The 19651-nt window shown below is 48.6% G+C and carries 15 protein-coding genes; 12 read left to right on the forward strand and 3 right to left on the reverse strand.

The annotated features are described in order from the left end of the window. Positions 1 to 67: 67 nt before the first annotated feature. The 10 genes from HMPREF2560_RS06425 to HMPREF2560_RS06470 all read left to right on the forward strand — a co-directional run bounded on the left by HMPREF2560_RS06425 (position 68) and on the right by HMPREF2560_RS06470 (position 10657). Positions 68 to 478: a hypothetical protein gene (locus HMPREF2560_RS06425; protein ID WP_049335950.1), complete on the forward strand. Its 411-nt coding sequence runs from the start codon at positions 68 to 70 to the stop codon at positions 476 to 478. A 46-nt stretch (positions 479 to 524) separates the two neighbouring features. Continuing rightward, entirely contained in the window at positions 525 to 2366 is a 1842-nt protein-coding gene (locus HMPREF2560_RS06430) for a hypothetical protein (RefSeq protein ID WP_283132707.1), read from the forward strand. 8 nt (positions 2367 to 2374) lie between these two features. After that, positions 2375 to 4060 carry a hypothetical protein gene (locus tag HMPREF2560_RS06435; RefSeq protein ID WP_070713225.1) on the forward strand — a complete coding sequence of 562 codons (1686 nt, stop codon included), beginning with the start codon at positions 2375 to 2377 and terminating at the stop codon, positions 4058 to 4060. A 130-nt stretch (positions 4061 to 4190) separates the two neighbouring features. Next, the gene (locus HMPREF2560_RS06440; RefSeq protein ID WP_070713222.1) at positions 4191 to 4580 is read left to right on the forward strand and encodes a hypothetical protein; all 390 of its coding nucleotides are present in this window, start codon (positions 4191 to 4193) and stop codon (positions 4578 to 4580) included. Positions 4581 to 4672: 92 nt separating this feature from the next. Further along, the gene (locus HMPREF2560_RS06445) at positions 4673 to 5590 is read left to right on the forward strand and encodes a hypothetical protein (protein ID WP_070873783.1); all 918 of its coding nucleotides are present in this window, start codon (positions 4673 to 4675) and stop codon (positions 5588 to 5590) included. A 3-nt stretch (positions 5591 to 5593) separates the two neighbouring features. Then, a complete protein-coding gene (locus HMPREF2560_RS06450; RefSeq protein WP_070713215.1) occupies positions 5594 to 5971 on the forward strand; it encodes a hypothetical protein in 378 nt (125 codons plus the stop codon). 11 nt (positions 5972 to 5982) lie between these two features. Next, positions 5983 to 7848 (forward strand): hypothetical protein, encoded by a 1866-nt coding sequence (locus HMPREF2560_RS06455; protein WP_070873784.1) that lies wholly within the window; start codon positions 5983 to 5985, stop codon positions 7846 to 7848. Positions 7849 to 7931: 83 nt separating this feature from the next. Next, entirely contained in the window at positions 7932 to 8162 is a 231-nt protein-coding gene (locus HMPREF2560_RS06460) for a hypothetical protein (protein WP_049323799.1), read from the forward strand. A gap of 75 nt (positions 8163 to 8237) precedes the next feature. Continuing rightward, a complete protein-coding gene (locus HMPREF2560_RS11340; protein ID WP_070873785.1) occupies positions 8238 to 9494 on the forward strand; it encodes a hypothetical protein in 1257 nt (418 codons plus the stop codon). Between the two features lie 383 nt (positions 9495 to 9877). After that, on the forward strand, positions 9878 to 10657 hold the full coding sequence (locus HMPREF2560_RS06470) for a DNA adenine methylase (RefSeq protein WP_083325567.1): 780 nt from the start codon (positions 9878 to 9880) through the stop codon (positions 10655 to 10657). A 208-nt stretch (positions 10658 to 10865) separates the two neighbouring features. Here the strand turns inward: HMPREF2560_RS06470 and HMPREF2560_RS06475 are convergent, their stop codons facing one another. From HMPREF2560_RS06475 to HMPREF2560_RS06485, 3 genes are all read right to left on the reverse strand, one after another. Continuing rightward, positions 10866 to 14624, reverse strand: a complete 3759-nt coding sequence (locus HMPREF2560_RS06475; protein WP_070608193.1) for a hemagglutinin repeat-containing protein — start codon at positions 14622 to 14624, stop codon at positions 10866 to 10868. 255 nt (positions 14625 to 14879) lie between these two features. Then, the gene (locus HMPREF2560_RS06480) at positions 14880 to 16547 is read right to left on the reverse strand and encodes a ShlB/FhaC/HecB family hemolysin secretion/activation protein (RefSeq protein ID WP_070608194.1); all 1668 of its coding nucleotides are present in this window, start codon (positions 16545 to 16547) and stop codon (positions 14880 to 14882) included. A 210-nt stretch (positions 16548 to 16757) separates the two neighbouring features. Then, entirely contained in the window at positions 16758 to 17666 is a 909-nt protein-coding gene (locus HMPREF2560_RS06485) for a Dyp-type peroxidase (protein ID WP_070608195.1), read from the reverse strand. A gap of 103 nt (positions 17667 to 17769) precedes the next feature. Between HMPREF2560_RS06485 and HMPREF2560_RS06490 the strand changes: the two genes are divergently transcribed. Together HMPREF2560_RS06490 and HMPREF2560_RS06495 are read left to right on the forward strand one after the other, a co-directional pair. Beyond that, positions 17770 to 18858 (forward strand): metallophosphoesterase, encoded by a 1089-nt coding sequence (locus tag HMPREF2560_RS06490; protein ID WP_070608196.1) that lies wholly within the window; start codon positions 17770 to 17772, stop codon positions 18856 to 18858. Positions 18859 to 18970: 112 nt separating this feature from the next. Further along, complete coding sequence (locus tag HMPREF2560_RS06495; protein WP_283116494.1) at positions 18971 to 19591, forward strand: LemA family protein; 621 nt, start codon at positions 18971 to 18973, stop codon at positions 19589 to 19591. The last annotated feature ends 60 nt before the right edge of the window (positions 19592 to 19651 follow it).

Raw genomic sequence — 19651 nt, forward strand, 5'->3', positions numbered from 1 at the left:
CAAGCCCCGATTTTCGGGGCTTTTGTTTTAATAGGGTTTTGAGAAAAATACGCAAAGGCCGTCTGAAATGGCAAATCAAGAATGGACGCTGAAACGGAAAGACAATGGCGTGGCCGTACATCTGCCGCAGGATATGCGCTGGGACGATGAATTTGAATGGAACAAGGTGGCGCAGGCCGCTCCGCAGCGCACTTTGTCGGGCGGATTGGTCATCCAACAAGGCATTAAGGCAAACGGTCGTCCGATTACGCTATCGGGCGATTGGGTGTGGCTTGATTTGAGTATCTTACGTACGTTGCGTGACTGGACGGACGTACCCGAATTGGAGATGACGCTGACGCACTACGACGGCCGCGAATTTAATGTTATTTGGCGCACCCATAACGCGGCTTTGAACAATGTCGAGCCGGTGCATTACTCAACGCCGGAAACGGATAGCGAGCGATACACCGCCCAGCTCTGCCTGATGACGTTTTAAGGTCGTCTGAAAGTAGGTTTAAACAGGATTTAAAAAGGTTTCAAACATGGAAAAAACAACGCGCCTAACGCAGCAGGATTTGCAGATTTACCCCAGCCAGCGCATGACCGATACGCCTGACGGCGGCGGTTTGATGGTCGGCCAACCGCTGACCGGCGAGGATAACGAGATTTTCCCACCCGTCTCGGACGTTGACCGCACGATGGGCAGCCTGGACGCGCGTCTGCTGTACCCTGCCGTCTTGCGCAATGATTCCGAGCCGCTTTACGGCGGTCATTTTGTCATTACCGAGCCGCCGACCTCCGAAAACGTGTCTTTCTTGGCGTTTAAGGCGCGCAACTACGGCGAGAGCCGCGCGGATATTATGCCGCGCATTGAGGCGTATTCTGTGCCGACAGTGGAGAGCCGCATGACGTTATTGGGTCGCCATTTGGCAGGCGTGCGCCTTGTGCAGGCGTATCAGCGCGTAGAGGCTCCTTTGCCGAAGGTTGGCGAGCGTTATTGCCTGCAATATGAAGAAAAAACCAAAGATGTGACGCGCCGTATCACGGAGTATTTCCGCATTATCAACATCGAAGATGAAGTGCGAGTTTTTGAGATCCCAAAATCAAACGGTGAGGTCGAGGAAGTGCCGCGCCGTGTAGTCAAAATGGAAATCAGCAATCCTTTGACCCGAGATTTTGACGGTGTCGATTATCCGGTCAAAGGTTATGCCGCGCCTAAAGTTAAGATTTTGGAAACCCAAGTTGCAGATTCCGCGGCTTATTATGGCGTAAAACCTGTATCTGACGGCCTTTCGGCAGGAGATGCCACGCTGACGGTGTCAAGCATTTACGAAAAGCTTGTACCGACCTCGACAGTCGAGACACCTTATGCGGACGAATACCCGGTTCCTGGGGAAGCATGGGTCGCTGCTGCGCCGGGAAAACAGCTTTTTGCGGGGCATGTCAGCAATGGGACGTTGACTTTACCTTGTTCTATTTTGCCAGGCAGTCTTAAAGTTGGGAACTACACAGACAATGGCTTCGGTCAACTTAAAAGCGGGGACAATATCGTCAATGCCGATTACGCTCATGGGCGTCTGAGTGGTTTGCCGACAGGTTATTACACGGTAACTGCGGTTCCAGGCGCTAAATCGTCATCCGCTCGATATGCTTTTGCGGTAGAAATTAAAGAAACCAATCACGGTACATCATTTGCCCCTCTGCTTAGACCTAATCCTGCTTTGGGTAGTTTAAAAGTGTCTTTTATGGCTTTGGGCGTTTGGTATGTTTTGACCGATACAGGCGACGGCGTATTACGGGATGAGGCCGGTAAAAGTGTAGGTACGGTGTCGTCTGCAACAGGCAGTGTATTGCTTAATCTACCGTCTCTTCCGGATGTTGGCAGCCGTTTGGTGTTTCAATGGGGAGATTCCTCTGGTTTTACGTCTTTTGATGGCGGTAAGACGGGCGGGAATAATCTGCCCAAGGCAGCAAACGGGGAGTGCACTTATTCCCTGGGCCATCCAATTAAGCCAGGAACGCTGGTGCTTACTTGGCAAAATAACGGTAAGAAAAGAGCGCAAGACGATGGCGCAGGAAAATTAACGGGTGATGCAACTGGCAACGTGGATTATTTGAACGGCACGATTAAATTGCCGGCTTATATTGACTCTACTTCAGTTGATTATGTTTGTGATGAGCCTGATCGCATTCAAGTTGGCCTTGCTGATGGTCTTGGCTTGACCGCAGAGGAAAAAGGAGAGGTTTGGAATATCACACTGGGGACGGCGATACCTGATTGGCGCACTGTTTCTTTAACGGCTTTGGGAAGCTTTGAAGAATATACAAGTACAACTGTTTCAAACAGTTATTCTGGTTATGCAGCAGTAGCAACATTGGGATAGGATAAATAATGGGAATAAAAACTGGTTCAGGCGGTTTTAAAATTGTATTGTCCGCCAACCCTGCGAAAAATGGCGAGTTCGCAATCGGCGGTCGAAAAGTCGAGGGTGTAAGTGCTGTAGGCTCGACAATAATTGTACCTAAAACGGTGTTGCAGGTTGCCGGGCAGGAAAGACGGATAGTAGAGGGAAATATTTTAGGTACAAAATATAAGTACCTAGAATCGATTGAGACCAAAACAATAAACCGTTATGGAAAAATAGTCAGTTGGTATGCAGATTACCTCACTAGTGATCCAGCTTCAATAAAAAAACGTCGTGGCAGCTTGAACGGCGGCTTGTTATTTAATGTTTTGAACGACTTTGATCAAGGAAGCGTCTGTGTTTTTGATACCTGGTCATTTCATGACGGCGAGACAGAGATTATTGAACGAGGCGGTACGCTTTATAAGAATTGGAATGCAGTACAAGGTTCGGGCGATGCAGTCGGTACGTTGACTACTGACGGTAAAGTCATTATCAATGATCGTAATATTGCCTTCCTGAATCTTAAAATTACAGGCGGTATCGTACGCCAGCCACAGATCAAGGGTTATGGTTATGCAGGCCGCACGCCTGCCGCGCCGGTCAAGCCTGAAAGCTTTATCGTTTACGCGGGCAATGGCGAAATTGTCGGCAGAAGCAACGCTGCTGGGGAAATTACCGGCGGCATTACAGGCAAAATCGACTACGAGACAGGCTTCTACGAAATCAAGCGCGATGAGGGTTTTTACCCCGAAGATTTACGCTACAACGCCGTGACACAAGACAACCTGCCTTTGGATTCGTCGATTATCGGCATTGATGCCGTGCGCCTGCCTGCCGACGGCCGCGTCCCCGTGATTCGCAAGGGCGATATGATCGTGATTTCCAACCGCCTAAAGCAGGATTTGGGCAGCGCGTTTACCGCCGCTCAAAAAATCACACTCAACCGTCAAAATATCGACCGCCTCTGCTTGGTCGACAGCAAGGGCAAGCACGTCCTCGCCGAGAAATACACGGCAGACCTCAAGGCGGGCAGCATTACTTTTGCCGCGCCGTTGGACTTGTCGCAATATACCCTGCCGCTGACTGCCGTTTGCGCGTGGGAAGAAGAAAACCGTGTGACCGGCGTCGATATTTCAGGCCGTCTGAAACTCCAGTTTGCGATTGGGCGCAATTATCCGAAGGAGAACACATTTGTGTCTTCCGCCCTGATCGGCGGCGATTTGCTGGTACGTGCTACCGAGCCGTTTTCGCAACAGGCATGGGACAATGTGTGGAGTGACGCGCAACGCGGGGAGCCTATTTTGGCGCGTACCAATGTCAAAGACTACCCGATTAAGTTGGCCAGCAACGGCGCGATTACCGAGCGTTGGCTGATTAAATTCATTACTGCAACCCAATTCGAGCTTTACGGCGAGCGGCTGGGCTTGGTCGCTCAAAGCGATACCTTGACCGATCTTGCGCCGACCAATCCGGCAACCGGCAAGCCTTATTTCACGCTCAAGGCGGCTGCATTCGGCGGCGGCTGGTCGGTGCAGAACTGTATCCGCTTCAATACCTACGGCACGCCGTTGCCTGTTTGGATTTTGCGCAGTGTCCAGCCTTCGCCGGACAAGCAAAACGGCCGCGATGGTTTTACCGCGTGTTTGCGCGGCAATACAGTGGCAGAATAAAAGATAAGGCCGTCTGAATAGTACTTTCAGACGGCCTTTAAGTAAAATGGTTAATTAATTTGCATTTATACCTTTTATCTGTAAAATTGACCTTTTAATCTTTATTCAAATAGTGAAAGGAAGCGGGAAAATGGGGAAAGGCATGAAAATCCTTATTGTCGTGGTATCTATTCTAGTTGGATGTGCGGTATATAATTATTTTACAAAAAGTAATAAGAAAACAGAATACACGATGACCGTTTCGGAAATTGAAGCGGTTGTAGCTGTGAATTTCAACGAACTTATGCTTTGTAAAGGGTATGCCATGCAAGGGCGAAAAAAAGAGGCTAGTGATTGTTGGTTGGCAAATTACGAAAAAACAAAAGAAGGTACTAGATACGACACTGCGGTAAAAGAAATATATGCTATGGCTCAAGAAGATAAGTCCAAGCAAAAGGACATACAATTCTTAAAAATTGCACGATATATAGACATGAACCGCAGTGCATCAATGTATATTTTAGAGGCAACAAAAGAATAAACTTTGAGTGCAACTATGCCAAGCCCCGATTTTCGGGGCTTTTGTTTTAATGGGGTTTTAAATTATTGAAGTAAAAAGAAAGGCCGTCTGAAATGTTTGATACGCAACGTGTGCCGGTAAAGGTTTACCGCTGGGATGACGAGGGTGCGCCGCAGGTTGAATCGGCGGCAGGCAGCATTAAAACGATTTTAAAAGCCTGCCTGGTTACCGGTTATGGCGAGGGCAATAAGCGCAAGGACGGGCTGGGCTGGGAAATGGCGTTTGAAAAGACGCAAGAAGCCTGTTTCCGCAGTATGCACCCGAAGGCGACAAAGTGGTGGCTGGGGGTGGATGACTCAAAATATGGAAACCGTGCAAGATACGTTGATTTATGCGGTCTTTTGGAGCCGAAATCGGCAAAGGCGGGGAAAGTCAAACAAAAGGTTAACAACAGCAGTGGATTTCACAATTTCATCTACAAAAAAGACGACAGTAACCGGGATAAGATCCAATGGGTTGTGGTCGGAAATGAGCGCGCATTTACTTTAATTATTTTATGGCAGGATTATTGCTCGTTTTTTATTTTTGGCAATTTCTCCAGTCTCGCCGTGGCTGACGCCGCGAATACCCTGCTTGGATATGTGTCAGATGTAGACGAGAATCTTATTTATGGCAGTGGCAATGAAGTTGTTATTTTTGTGGTGCCAATGCGTGATTATAAGGGAGATGCTCCTTCTTCTCTGAGTCTTACAAGTAAAGCAGATGGTAATTATGGTAGCTATCCTAATCCTATTACAGGTGGTTTCATAGCGGATGATATTTATCTAAAAGAATTAATTGGTAGTAACGAATATGCCATTCGCGGATTACTACCTGGCTTTATGAAAATTGGCGAAACGATGCCCGCAGGAGACGTTATTCCGATGGGAACGGTTTACGACAATTTAGACGATAGCGAGGACAGATTTATGTATATCAATACAATCGGTGCCGGCTCTTTTTTGGTAAACCTCACGGCCTGGGAGCTGTAAGCCATGCCGAATTATGTTTTCCGCAGCCGTCTTGCCGTTAAACGTGGCAAGCTGCGCGGCAAAAACGTCAATCGCATTGGGCGAAGCCGTGCTGTCAAATCGCTGCATTGGAAATACGGCGGCCACGGCTATATCGCCGGCGAAGGTACGGGCATTGTTACGGTGGGCGGCCAGCCGGCTTCGCGCCGTATTTATCTGTTTGTCCGGCCTAATATGCACTGCATCGCCGATACTTGGAGTGCGGAAGACGGCAGCTACCGCTTTGACCGGCTCAAGGAAGACGAGGAGTATTTGATGGTGGCGACGGATTATAAAAAGCAATACGAGCCTGTTTCTTATGATTTTATTAAGCCTTATGTCGAGCGTGACGGCGGCGGTTGAGGCCGTCTGAAATGTCCGAAGACAAAATTTATGCTGATTCGGCGCGTATCCCTTTGCCTTTCGGCTTAGCGATTGGCTCCCGTCCGTCGTCCAGGCTCTTGCCGTTGGCTTTCAGGCGGCCTTTGCGCCATATTGAGGACGGCGGCGAGATTGTTCCCGATACGCCGCCTAAGCCTAATCCGTACCGCCCTCCGGATGGTTATGCGACTGTTTCGGGGGCGTGGGGCTTTGTGCAGCAGGCGGTGTCAACGCAGGCAGTGTGCGCGGCCGGTCGTTATGATTTGGGCGACATGGCTGCCCAAGTGTCGGGGATAACGGCAGAGGCTGTCGGGGAGGCGGTTTGTTTTCAGACGGCCTTTTCGGATATGCCTGAGTTGGAGAGCTGCCTGCATGAAACGGTCGGCTTGTCTGACGGGGTTGCCGGGTGTATGCAGGCGGTGCAGGCCGGAATGGATGGTCTGGACGGCTGTCTGCATGATGCTTTCCCCGATGATTTGTTCCTAAGCGGCTGTAATGCGGACCGATCGTCGGCAGGTCTTGGCGAGGCTTTGGCGGCGTGTTCGGAGAGTGTGTTTTCCGATGACGCGGCGGTTGGCGATTGTTTGGTATCGGAGGTGCGCGAGGCGGCGGTATTGGCACGATGTGCGCATCCGCAAAGCCTGCCTGCTTTGGCTGTGCCTTGCGAGTATTATGAGATTCCGGTTGAGCTGGAGCCTGTGCCTGAAACTTATGTTTGCGGTATCCGCCCGCCTTCAAACCGTCTGCACCTGCGGTTTTACCGCAAAAAGATTGCGCACGATGCGCGCTATATTCCTCTGCCGTTTGCTTGTTTTGATACGGTAAGCACTCCTGTTTTAGACGGATATATCATGCAAAATATTATTAAGGCTACGGTTGACGGCCAGCCGATCGGGCTGTTTTCTGCTTCCTTTACGACTGATACTGCCGGTTATTGCTGGCAAGGCAGTTTTACGGTTTCGCCCGATGATTTTGCCAAGGTTAATCCTGATGTCCGCCCGAAAGGCCGGGAGGCTGAAATCGAGGTGCAAATCAATGCGGATACTTTTGTCATCATCGCGGAAGATTACAGTGACAACCGCCGCTTCGGGCAAAAGAGCTATACGGTAACCGGCCGCAGCGTTACCGCCCGTTTGGGCGCGGACTATGCGCCTAAAGGCCGTGGTACATACCGCAATCCGATTTATGCGCAACAAATCGCAACGGAGGTTTTACGCCCGACAGGTGTGGATTTGGACGGCTGGACGATGGCGGATTGGTTGATTCCGGGAGATGTGTATTCGTTGACCGATAAAACGCCGATTGCTGTTTTGCAAGAGCTGGCTCAAGCCGCCGGGGGATTTGTGGAGAGCGACCGCGCTAGAGCGGTTGTCCGCTTTAAGCCTAAATGGAAAAAGGCTTCTTGGGAGGTTTCCGATGCGCCTGCCGATGTCAGTGTTCCTGTCAGCGTGATTTTCAGCATCAGCGGCCAGCGCAATGTATCGGAGCGTGCCAATGGGGTTTATGTTTGGCCGAGCCATAACAAGGGCAAAGGCGCGGACGTGTACCGCAACGGCAGCAACCGCGAGCCGCGTGCTTCCGCGCTGACCAATACGCTTTATACCGACCAGCCGGTTTTGCTCGCCGCAGGGATTGCCGCGTTAAGCGAAACCGGTGTTCATAAGCGCGAAACGGTGTCTTTGCCGGTATCGGATAAATACGCCATTCCTATGGCGAATTTAGGCGAGATTTGGCAAATCAATGAGCCTTCGGGAAGCTGGCAAGGCGTGGTGGTTGGTGTGTCGGTCGAGGTTAAAATCGAAAACGACGCGCCTGTCGTGACTCAAAATGTAACGATAGACCGCTATTTTGACGAGTGATTAAAGCTGGTTTAAAGATGCTTTAAAGGCCGTCTGAAAGCCATGTTCAGACGGTCTTTTATCTTTTTGTTGAGGATAACAAAATGACCAATCTGTATCAAAACCTGACGGCACTGCTCAAGCGCGAACAGCGCGGCATTGCCAAAATAACGGGCGATTTGGGCGGCGGCTCATGGGCGGCGCAAACGCAAAGCGGCGGCAATCTTGTTTTAAGCGGGCAAGCCGCTTTAAATCAGCGCGTGTTTTATGATGTCTTGAGCAACCGTATCCTTGGTCAGGCTCCCGATACTACTGTTTTAGAGTTGGGTGTATAAGGATAAGTGCAGGACAGCCAGGCGTTGCTTTCGTATAACGTCTTAAAATAATTATTATTATTTTGAGGAGGTTTTATGCGAACTGAAGTGTTGGGTGTCGGTATTGGCGACATTTTAAAATTTGAAGCCACTGCCTTGACGCGTGTGAAGGTAAAAGTGCCGAATGGTACGCGTGCCGGTGATTGGGTCAATTTCTCTTTGCGTGACAATAAATTAGTCGCGTTAACCGATGAGCAAGACGGCTACGCTCTTGTTCAGCCGCACAATTGTATTATTGATCTGCGTTATTGCGCCAAGCCTGAAAATATTACTGATACCTTGCAGCAAGGCGACCGATTCGGCATTCAATATATTGGCGCACCGGTCGAGCATGGACGTCATACCGTTATGCCGTCCGGCCCTGTGGTTCCGCCTAAAGAAGCGGAACGCCCGGTAGCTCCTCCTTCCCCTCCTTCTGCATTGAAACGTAGCCTCAACTTCTTCGGCGACTCCACCAATGCGCGTATCGGCGGTCAGGCCGTGAGTGTTGCCGCCGCTGAAAATCTGCCGGTTGTAAACAACGCACAGGGCGGCAGCCTGGCTGCTTATGCCTTGATGTCGATGGACGGCAGTCCGGTGGAAGTTACTTTTAAAGTTGATACTATTCCGGCAAAAGCGAATGGCGTGATGGTTGATGGCGAGTTGGTTTACGGCGAAGGCGTTACGCCTTTCAGTATGCACTCTACCGTCGTTATTATTGGCGATGACATTGAGGCGGTCATGACCGGCCAAACCGCCAATATTAAAGTTATTCCGCGCGATAGCCAGGCTCATAGCGTTGTTCCGGGTAAAAAATATCCGGTACGACTGAAAAACAGCGGCGGTGTCGATGGCATTTGTGTGTTGGCAACGGCCAAGAATGATATTAACGGCGCAAATATCGGCAACTGGCAGACGGTCTTAGAACGAATCAAAAGCTATGTTGAAAAATGTATTCAACAAGTTCAGCCGAAAGAATCACCGCGTTATATTGTCCTGACGGTATGGGCTGATAATAAGCCGGGTTGGGCCAAAGAAAACCATCCATACCGACATCAACTCAAAGATCAATTTAATAATTGGCTCAAGTCTAAATATGGCAATAATGTCTTTGATATTGAGCAATATATTTTATCTGACCAGATTTGGACGGATAGCGGCCTCACGCCAAATGAGGCGGATAAAAAAGCGCAAACAGACGGCGTAATGCCGTTGTCACTCTCGCAGGACGGCGGTGCCCATCTGCTTCCGGCGGTTGAGGCTAAGGTCGCCGAACGCATCATCGCAAAAGCGAAAGAGTTGCGCTATTTGTAGGCAAATATAAATAAAAGGCCGTCTGAATAAGGCGGCCTTTGGGAGGATTTTAAATATAAGTGGGACGGCGACGTAACAGTGCGACAACACTGTTACGCCAGCCAAGCAGATCATGCCTGCATTGACTTCTAAGGCCGCCTTAGTCTCTAGAGACCGAGGCATTCTATCTGATACAGGAGTGGATGCAAATGCAAATCTATCGTGAATTACGCTATAAGTTTTGTGGGAAATTGCTGGCAAAAGGCAGCGGTTGTGTACAAATAAAGTGCGCTCGTTGTAAAAACATCAATTCTTTCAGCTAATTAATAAATCAAAAGAATGCCTTTGAGCATCATATTAAATCTGATTTAGAGCATCGCGAATGCCATAATTTAGGAGTATATATGATGCAAAAAATGCAACAGACATTACCTATTATCCCCTGGATGGGTGGCAAACGTCGTTTGGCAAAACATCTTTTGCCCATGTTCCCCGAGCATTCTTGTTATGTTGAGTTGTTTTCCGGTGGCGCAGCATTGTTCTTTATGCGCCCGGTTCCTGCAAAAGTTGAGGTGCTCAACGATATCAACGGACAGCTCATCAATCTCTATCGTGTGGTACAACACCATTTCGACGAGTTCGTCCGTCAGTTCAAGTGGACGCTTACCAGCCGCGAGACATTCGCCTGCCTGCAAAACACGCCGCCCGAATGCATGACAGATATTCAACGCGCCGCTCGCTTCTTCTACCTTCAGCACAACGCCTTCGGCGGCAAAACCGTCCATCAGCATTTTGGGACAGCTACCACGTCAAAAGCGTGGGATGCATCTCAGATTGAGGTTAAATTAAAGGCTGCTAAAGACCGTTTAAAAGGTGTTTATATAGAGAATGAATCGTGGGATCGTTGCTTCAAGCGATATGACCGTGAGCACACCTTCTTCTACGCAGACCCACCATATTGGCAGACCGCAGGCTATGACCAATTATTTGGCTGGGAGCAGTATGAATTACTGGCCAAGGTAATGGCAGAGAGTAAGGGTAAGGTCATGCTATCCATTAATGACCACCCTGATATTAGGGAATTGTTTAAGGATTTCCGCATCACTCAACTTGAATTGGCTTATACGGTCGGAAGAAATAAAACTGGTAAAACCAGTGGAGAATTGGTCGTATGTAATTGGTAAAATAAAAAGCGACGGTAGCGTCGCTTTTCTTATTTCTCATCATCCGATATAGTGCAAAAGCTGTCGAAACTTTCGAGGAGCATAGAGTGCAAAAGTTACTGCAACAAAGTGCAAAAGTCGGCGGCGGCTTACAAAAAATGCCGTCTGAAAACTTTCCGTTTTCAGACGGCATGTCTTAATGGCTATTAAATGACTTCAATAGTGCATCTTAGTAGCGCAAACGGCGTCTGGCGTAGCTTGGTTGGCGAGGACGGTAGGTATAACGGTTCGCCGCAGGAGCTTTACTGTCGTCATAGTAGTACGCAACATTATTACCGTTGATGGTCGTATTGTTGACGCTCAAACCGGTTGGAGAGCCGGTAGTGATAACGACATTGTCGCTTTGGATGGTGTTTGCCGTATTGGTTACGTTGGCTTCGTTTTTACCTTTGGCGTTGATGCCGCCGTTTGGTTTGCCTGAAGCGTAGCTGCCGTTGACATTGACGGTCAGATTTTTTTCGTTAACGCTGCTGATTGCGCCGGAAGTATTGACTTTGTTGCCTTCTACTTCAACGGAGTTGTTGGATACCAGGTTGGTACCGTGCAGGTTGACGTCGCCGTTGTTGGCATTGATTTTAATATCGTTGCCGGCCGCTACATTCGCGCCTGTGGCGGTAGAAGAAGCGTTATCGGTTTTGTTGACGCCGACAGAGCCGTTGACGTGAGGAACGGCAACACCGGTTTCAACATTGATTGTCGCACCAGCGCCGATACCGACATTAACGGCTGTACCTTGGTTGGAGGCAGTATTGGCTGACTCGGTGAAGGTTACGCCGTTGCCTGCGGTAATGTTGACGTTGTTGTTGGCAGTAATGTTGGATGCGATTTCAGCAGAGTCTTTGGCGTTGATGACAACATTGGTAGCATTCATATCGCCTTTGACAGCGGTAGATTCTTTTTTGTTTTCATCAGCGTAGTTGACGTTCAGGTTCGCATTCACATCAACGTTTGAACCGTCTTTGGTGTATGCGCCGACAGTCAAAGAAGCACCGCCTTGTTTGCTGCTGCTGTTACTGGTGTTATGGGCGGCAGTGTTGTGGTATGAACCTGCATCAATGTTGATCGCACCGGTAACATCGTATTTTGTACCTTCATCAGACACTTTGTTATTCGCTAAAACGATGGCATTGCCTGCGTTGATAGTGGTTACGGTTGCAGTGGATTCATTGTGGGTCGAAGAATTGCCTTGACCTTGTGCAGTGATTTCACCGCCGATGCCTTTGTTGGTGCTGATGCCGGCAGAAACGACCAAACCGCCGCCGTTTTGTTTCACATCGGATTTCGCACCGCTGTGTGCCGCTGCATGGGTAACGTTTTTTGCAGCTTCAACCACATTGCCGGTCGCATTAATCACGGTACCTTCTTGATTAATATTGCCGTTTGCAGTGATGGTGGCGTTGCCGCCGGTGTTGATGTTGGATACATGAGATGTATTCGTTACGGTAGTTGCATCTGTTTTGGTGCTGGTAATGCCGACAGATACGCCGAGACCTGCAACGTTATTTTTTTCGTATGCGGTGGCAGATACGCCCAAATCGGTTACGCGGCCGGATTCGGTTACAGTGTTGCTGCCTTTGGATGCAACAACATTGACGTCATTGGCTGCGGAAATGTTGACAGATTCTTCGCCGTTGACTTGGCTACCGCTGACGGTAACGTTTGAGTTGGAAGACAACTGGGTGTTTTTACCGGTCAAAATGCTGCCGTTCAGGCCGACAGAATGGGTGTCGGTGTGGGTATCGGTGAATTTGATACCGGCTTTGGCAGTCACGCTGCCGTTTTCTTTATTGGTTTCGGTGCCAGAGTAGCCTTTGATGGAATACTCGTTGACCTGTTTGTTTTCTACCGCTTTGGCCGCATCAATGGTCAAATCGCCTGCGGAAGAAAGTTGCAGTTTTTGTGCCGCAAACAATGCAGAACCGATCACATTGATGTCTTTGTCGGAAACAACGTTCAGGTCGGCATTGGAAACCAGGGTAGAACCGGTTACTTTTTCAATGCTGCTATTGCTGCTGGTTTTAGAGGTCGTGATATTGAAAATCGTACCTTTACGCGCGCTTTGTGCGGAAGTATCGGTGCTGGTGGCGTTTTTAATATCAACATTGCCTGCTTTGGAGCTGACGAATGTACCGGCTTGGCCTTCAACGGTACTGCCGTAAACGTTGACGCCGTTTTTTGCACCCAAAACTACGTTTGAGTTGGCAGTAATGCTGCTGCCGTGCAGGTTTTCGGTACGGTTGTTTTGAACTTGGCTTTCACCGCCGAACAGGCCGCCCCAGTATTTTTTCTGGTCGTCGAGGCTGTTGGTGTTGATGGTGGTTTGAGTACCCAAGTTGATGTTGTTGACATCGGTAACGACATTGCCGTTTGCCGCAATGCTTGCGCCGTAAGTGCTCAAATCGCCTTCGGAAATCAAACCGATATCACCGGCTGCGGAGATTTTGGTTTGATGGGCGGTAGAGTTTTTGGAAGATTTTGTTGCGATGCCGGTTTTCAGGGCAGCAGTTTCATTTTTGAAGCTGACATAAGTCGAGCTGCTGTCGGTTTCGCTGTTGCTGCTTAATACGATTCCTTGTTGGGCGGCAATGCGTGCATCAGCAGCCGAGTTCAGTTCGGTCGCATCCAATTGAACTTTGCCGGTGGTGGCAATATTGACAGAACCGGCATTGATTTTGGTTTGATGCAGGCTTTCGTCAGCAGAGGAGCTCAGGTTGTTGTTGTACCAAAGGCCTTTGCTTTGAGTGTGGTCGGATTCTGTACGGTTGGTTGTTTTTACCGCGTTAGAATTGATATTGCCTGTGGCAGAGGCGGTCAGCGCGCCGGCAGTGATGTTGGCTGCGCTCAGGTTGAGGCTGCCGCTGTTGTTCAAAGTCAATGACTCGGATGCATTGATATTGCTGGCGGTAAAGGTTTCCGTTTTGTTGCGGTCTGAACGGAAGTGCTGAACATTTTGCGCTTCTTTGCCGCTGGAAGATTTATTGGCGGAATGGCTGGTAACCGTGCCTTTGATGTCGGTATCACGGGCAAACAATTCCATTTGTGCGCCGGTCAGATTGGCTGACTGGATGCTCAGGTTGCCTTTGCTGTCGATATTCAGGTAGCGGGTGCCGGTAATGGCGGCATTTTGAATGTTTTGTTTGGCGCGTTTGTCGGTCGTGTGGATACGGATGGTACCGGCGCGCATACTGCCGAAGATATGGCCGTCAAGCACCGGTGCATTTGAAGCAGCGTCCAATGCTTCGATTTGTGCGGTTTTGTAGTCGAAGTTGCTTTTGCCTGAAGAAACGTTGATGGCATCGGCGGCATTAACGTTGGCTGATTTGCCGACTACAACTTGCGGTGCGAGCAGGTCAACTACGCGGTTGCCGCTCAAATTACCGTTTACTTGCAGTTGTTTGCCATTGTCGCTGATGTTGAAAGATTTCAACGCGCCGTCTGAAACAGTTGGCGTACCGACAACCAAGGATGCGCGGTTGGCATTCAGGATGCTGCCGCCGTTGTGGGTAATGCCGTTAGGGTTTGCCAAAACATAGTCTGCGGCAATACCGAAGATCTCTTGCTGACCCAAGATCAGGGAAGGGTTTTTGCTGACCACTTCATTCAAGATCACAGATGCGGCTTGACCTTGGAAGTTTTTGTTGGCAGACAGGTTTCCGGCCAGTTGGGATTTACCGGCAGACAGGGCGTTATTCAAAACGGCACCGTGTTGGGAAACGTTGTACTTGTTGTATTGGTTGTGAGAAAGACCTTGGGCTGTCGGTGCGGCAATGTTGACGATGTCAACATTGTGCTGCTGCTGTACCGAAGTTTGGCCGATGGCTTCGATATTGGCGGCTACCGCTGCATTTCCCAGGAATGCAAAGCACACGGCGACAGTTACTTTGCCGGAAGCTGAGAGCTTAGGCTGATATAAAGTGTCGATTTTCATGGATTTTAATCCTTATTTATCGTGATGGAGATTGAATCAGAAATCCCATATCGAGTATTGGATTTCTGTTGAGGAAATTTTTGAATGTATTAACATTGTTATGAAATTTTTTACAATCATACCACCAGTATGGCCTTGTGTGCACTATTTCAAATGCAAATAAAAACCGCTCATCTTATTGATATTAATAGAAAATTAATAACATTAAGATGGGCGGTTCATATATTAGATAAAAGGATATATATTTACATAACTTTAAAATGGAATGCGTAAAGAAACGGTCACATGATCCTGTATTTCGCTGTTTGATTGGTTGGGCATGCGTGCAAAACCTTTGCCATAGTCGGCAGAAAGTTGCCATTTATCCGCCTTGCCCAAATTCAAACCTGCAACCACACCCATGGCGTGTTGCGAACCTTCGTTATTGTTTTTGGCAACGCCGATGTCCGCGCCTAGATAAGGCTCGATATAAATGCCGTGGGGCGTATTGCGGCGGAAATAAACGGTATTGCTTAACAGGACTACGCTGTTTGCGCTCAAAGAAGTCGAACGGAAACCACGTACATTTTGATGACCGACGACGTCCATTTCTTTGGTGGCAAACAAATCATGAGGGCTATATTGGGCATCGATTTGGTGATGGTTGCGCACGATCCATTTACCCAATGGACGGTTTTGAATCAAATTGCTTTGCAAGGATACAGAGGTATAGCGCTTGTCGAATGGTGTATGTTCGGTATTTTTCGCAAACCCTTGTTCTACGCCGATATTGTTGAGCCAAATGCCGTTTAGCAGGATGGCTGTATGCGACAGGCCGACTTGCGCCGAATAGATTTCCGGGCTTTGTAATTCCAGTTTGCTGTCGGCAAATTTTGCAGTCTGTTTCACATAATCGATGCCGATATAGGCGGAGGTAATGTGTTTTTGACTGCGTGAGAATACTCGGTCTGCTTTGATTCCTGCCGCTTTGGATTGGGAGCGGTAGGCAAAGCGCTTCACGCTGGACGTTAGGATGCTTTGCGATTGCGACGCGGCGGCGTAAGTGCTGAATGTCCATGCGCCATAAGGAACTTGGTAGAACAGGCTGCCGCCGCGACTGTAATGGCTGTCGTGGTTGTTTAGATTGGTATAGCCGTTTAAATAAAGGGAGTCGCTCAATCCCAACGGGCTGCCGATATTCAGGCTGCCGCGCAGTGTCGTGGTATTGGGTTTGCTGCCTTTATTGTCGATGGTGACGCTGCCGCCCCAATGTTTTTGGGCATCGTTGTTGAGTTGGATGGAGGCAGTACCGTCATTATGCGGATAAACATCGATGCTGACGTTGTTGCCGGCAACATGGTTTGCCTGTTCGATACCTTGGTCGAGGTATTGGATGTTCAGCGGTTTGCCTTGATGATTTGGGAAGAGGGTGTCGACGTTGACCGTACGGGAGCCGCCGGTAATCTCACGGATTTTGCCTTCGATGACTGCCAATTTCAGGATACGTTCAGGCGTGGTTTCAAATTTGATTTGCGTGTGCGGATAACCTTGAGCGATATATTCGGCAACGATGTCCCGGTTCAGTTGGTTGATGCTGTTTTGATTGATGCATTTGGGTAACTTGGCTTCAATCTTTTTGGAATCGATGAGGGTAATACCGGAAAGCTCGATACCGGTGTAATCCAAGCATTCGGTATTGTTTTCAGACGGCCCTTCTTGTGCAACCGCGTCGTTATCTTGTTTTTTCTGTAAATCCCATGCCGACTGCTCGCGTTTTTGGATTTCGACCGAATGAATCTGATCGAGGTTGTCTCGGAAGTCTTTGTCGAATTGGTTGGGTACGTTTTTATCGATTTGATCAAGCGGATTCGGTGTATTGGCCGCATAGGTGTTCAGCGCGGAGAGAATCAATACGGGCAGGGGAAGAAGGCGGGATTTATACATGGTGTCGTAATTTTATAGGGATAATAATTGGGTTTATTTTATCGAAAATAGCTGCTTGGGGCGTATCAGTTTTTATCGTTGTCTGTAATCAGGGTTTGCTGAACTGCTATGAAACAAATTTCTATGATAATACCATAAAAATGTTAAGGGAATTTAAATAACAAAAACCTGCCTTTGAAAAGGCAGGTTTTTCAGACGGCCTGAGAGCCGTTAAAGATTTTGCAAACGCTCGACAGAAGGCGCGTAGTAGTAAGCACCTGATACGGCTTTAGACAAATATTTCAGCAGTAAGTCGGTTTTGCCGTCTGCATCGCCGAACATATTGAGCAGTTGAACTTCAATATTGTGCAGCGTGTTGCAATAGGAAGTGAACATCAAACCGTGTTCGCCGCTGAGTTTGCCGAAGGGCAGGCTGCGGCGGACAATTTTCAAGCCAACGCCGTTTTCTTTGACATTGACGCGACCGAGATGGGAGTCGGGCAGGCGCACGTCTTTGCTGAATTCGTCATTGGTTTCTTTGCTGCGGCCCACGCAGGCTTCTTGTTCGGCAGTAGGAACAGCATCCCATTTTTTCAAATCGTGCAGGTATTTTTGAAGCAAAACATAGCTGCCGCCGGCATCGGGCTTGCCTTCGGGAATAATGGCGACATTGCGCACATTGTCATCGCCCTGCGGATTTTCCGTACCATCGACAAAACCGTCCAAGCCGCGGTCTTCATACAGGCGCAGGCCGTGTTCTTCAGTGGCTACGCGGATGCTGTCGCCGAATGCGCTTAATACGGATTGTGCCAAGGCATAGGCGGCTTTTTGCTCGGTGGCTTGAATGTGGATATAGAGGTCGTGTTGTGTGGAGGGGGCGAGGCCGTTGCCCAATTCAGGGAAAGGTTTGATTTCGCTGCCTTCGTCAGTATGTCCGAATGATTGCCATGCGCGGCTGCCAAAGGCAATGGTCAAACCCAAAATATCATTCGGAAAATGAGTTTTCAGTTTGGCCAAGGATTCTAAAGAAAGACGGCAGGCAGATTTGATGTCTTCATTGCGTCCGTCTGAAATGTCTGCCTCGATAAAAATACCGGCTTGTGCGTGATCAGGAATAATGGCTGATTGGGGATGGCTCATGATGATTCCTTTCAAAATATTATGGGTTTTTACGTGGGGGATTATACACTGAAAGTTTCAGACGGCCTAAAATCTGCCTTTTGACTTTTTAGGGCGGAAAGGCATGTTTGGCAAGATGTTTTTTGTGAGCGTCATTCTGTTGCAAGTGTTTACATTCGGGCTTGGGCGTTCGTTGCAATGGCTGTTTGCGCCTTGGATTGGCAAAGTCGGCAGACGTTGGCTGATGGGTATTTCCTATTTCATTACAAACGGCTTGTTGGTCGGCTTGCTGCTGGAGTTGGGGCATATGATGTTCCGCGTGGTGGCGTTTTGGATGGTAATCTTACTGTTTGTGATGTATGCCGCGTTGGCGACATTTATCCTGTATCTTTTGCTGCGCCGTTTTATGGCGCGCCAACCGTTGTCACGAAGCCTGCGGCTGTTTGCGCCTTTGTTTGTGGTCGGTTTGCTCGGTTTTGGGATGTATAACGCCTATACGCCCGTTGTCCGCCATCAAACCGTATTCATCAATAAGAAGATGGATAAGCCACTGCGTATCGGCATGGCCAGCGATTTGCACTTGGGGATTTTGTTTGGCGCACGTCAATTGGACAAGCTGACGGACATTATGAAGCAGGAACAAGTCGATATGGTGTTGCTACCGGGCGATTTGATGGACGATACCGTCGATGCGTATCTGAAAGAAAACATGAAACCGCATTTGCAGAAGCTGACTGCGCCGATGGGCGTTTATGCCACTTTGGGCAATCATGACTGGTTCCGCGATCAGAAGCGTATCAAACATGAATTGGAAGCTGCAGGCTTGACGGTTTTGGCCAATCAGGTTTTGGAAGTGAATGGTGTGTTGCTGGTAGGGCGGAGCGATGATTTGGATCGTAGACGCCCCAGTGCGGAGCAGCTTTTAGAAGGTCAAAATACCCAATTACCGGTTTTATTGATGGATCACCGTCCTACTTCAATCGAAGCCCATGCACGGCTGCCGATTGATGTGCAAGTTTCCGGCCATGTTCACAACGGCCAAGTTGCACCCGCTAACCTTATTGTCCGTACGCTTTATCGTCTTGCTTATGGTTATGAGGCGATCGGCAACGGCCATTTCTTCACCACTTCGGGCTACGGCTTCTGGGGCATTCCCCTACGTTTGGGTTCGCAATCAGAAGTGTGGGTTATCGACATCAAGTCAAAGCATTGAAATAGAAATATAAACTTCAGGCCGTCTGAATTTCAGACGGCCTTTTTTATGAAAATTGGGAAAAAATATTGAAATTGGATTATAATCGATGTTAATAAAATCAGCCACCGATATGAGTGGCATCATAACTAGGGAACTCACTATGGGCATTATTAGTCTTGCACTTATCTTCGTATCAATCGCTGCCGTCTTATTGTATTTCAAACAACAGTTGAAAGACCGCAAAAAAGACTGTCGCGAATCTTTTGTCTCTTTGCGCATTGCGCTCGACTGCCGACATCAGGCCGTCCGTCATGTATTGGATGCATACAGCAAACACCTGCAAGAGCAGGGCATTGTATCGGATCAAAACGTTCAGCAGATGTGTGCAGAAGTCGAAACCGCATTGGCGCAAACTGCCAAAACATTTTCCGAATCCAAAATCAAACATCTGTGTGAAGCCGAAACAGCATTGAATCATGCGCTGAAAAAATTGCAAACTGCCGTCAACGGCCTTTTGAAACAGTATCCTGATAAGAAATTGGCCGGTTTGATGGAAATGTTGGGTGCTGCAGAAGCTGAAGTCGCATCGGCACGCCGCACTTACAACCGCAGAGCCGGAAGTTACAACCATCATTTGAACAAATTGCCCAACCGCCTTGTCGCCAAGCCATTAGGCTTTGACAAGCAGGCAAGATTGGTTCGTTTTACGGAAAACCAAACGCAACGAATGAGCAGCAATATATTGGCTTAAAAATAAGCAGTTTGCTGAATAAGCGATAAACAAAAGGCCGTCTGAAATATTAATTTCAGA

The organism is Neisseria sp. HMSC078H04 (genome assembly GCF_001838135.1).
Lineage (GTDB): Bacteria > Pseudomonadota > Gammaproteobacteria > Burkholderiales > Neisseriaceae > Neisseria.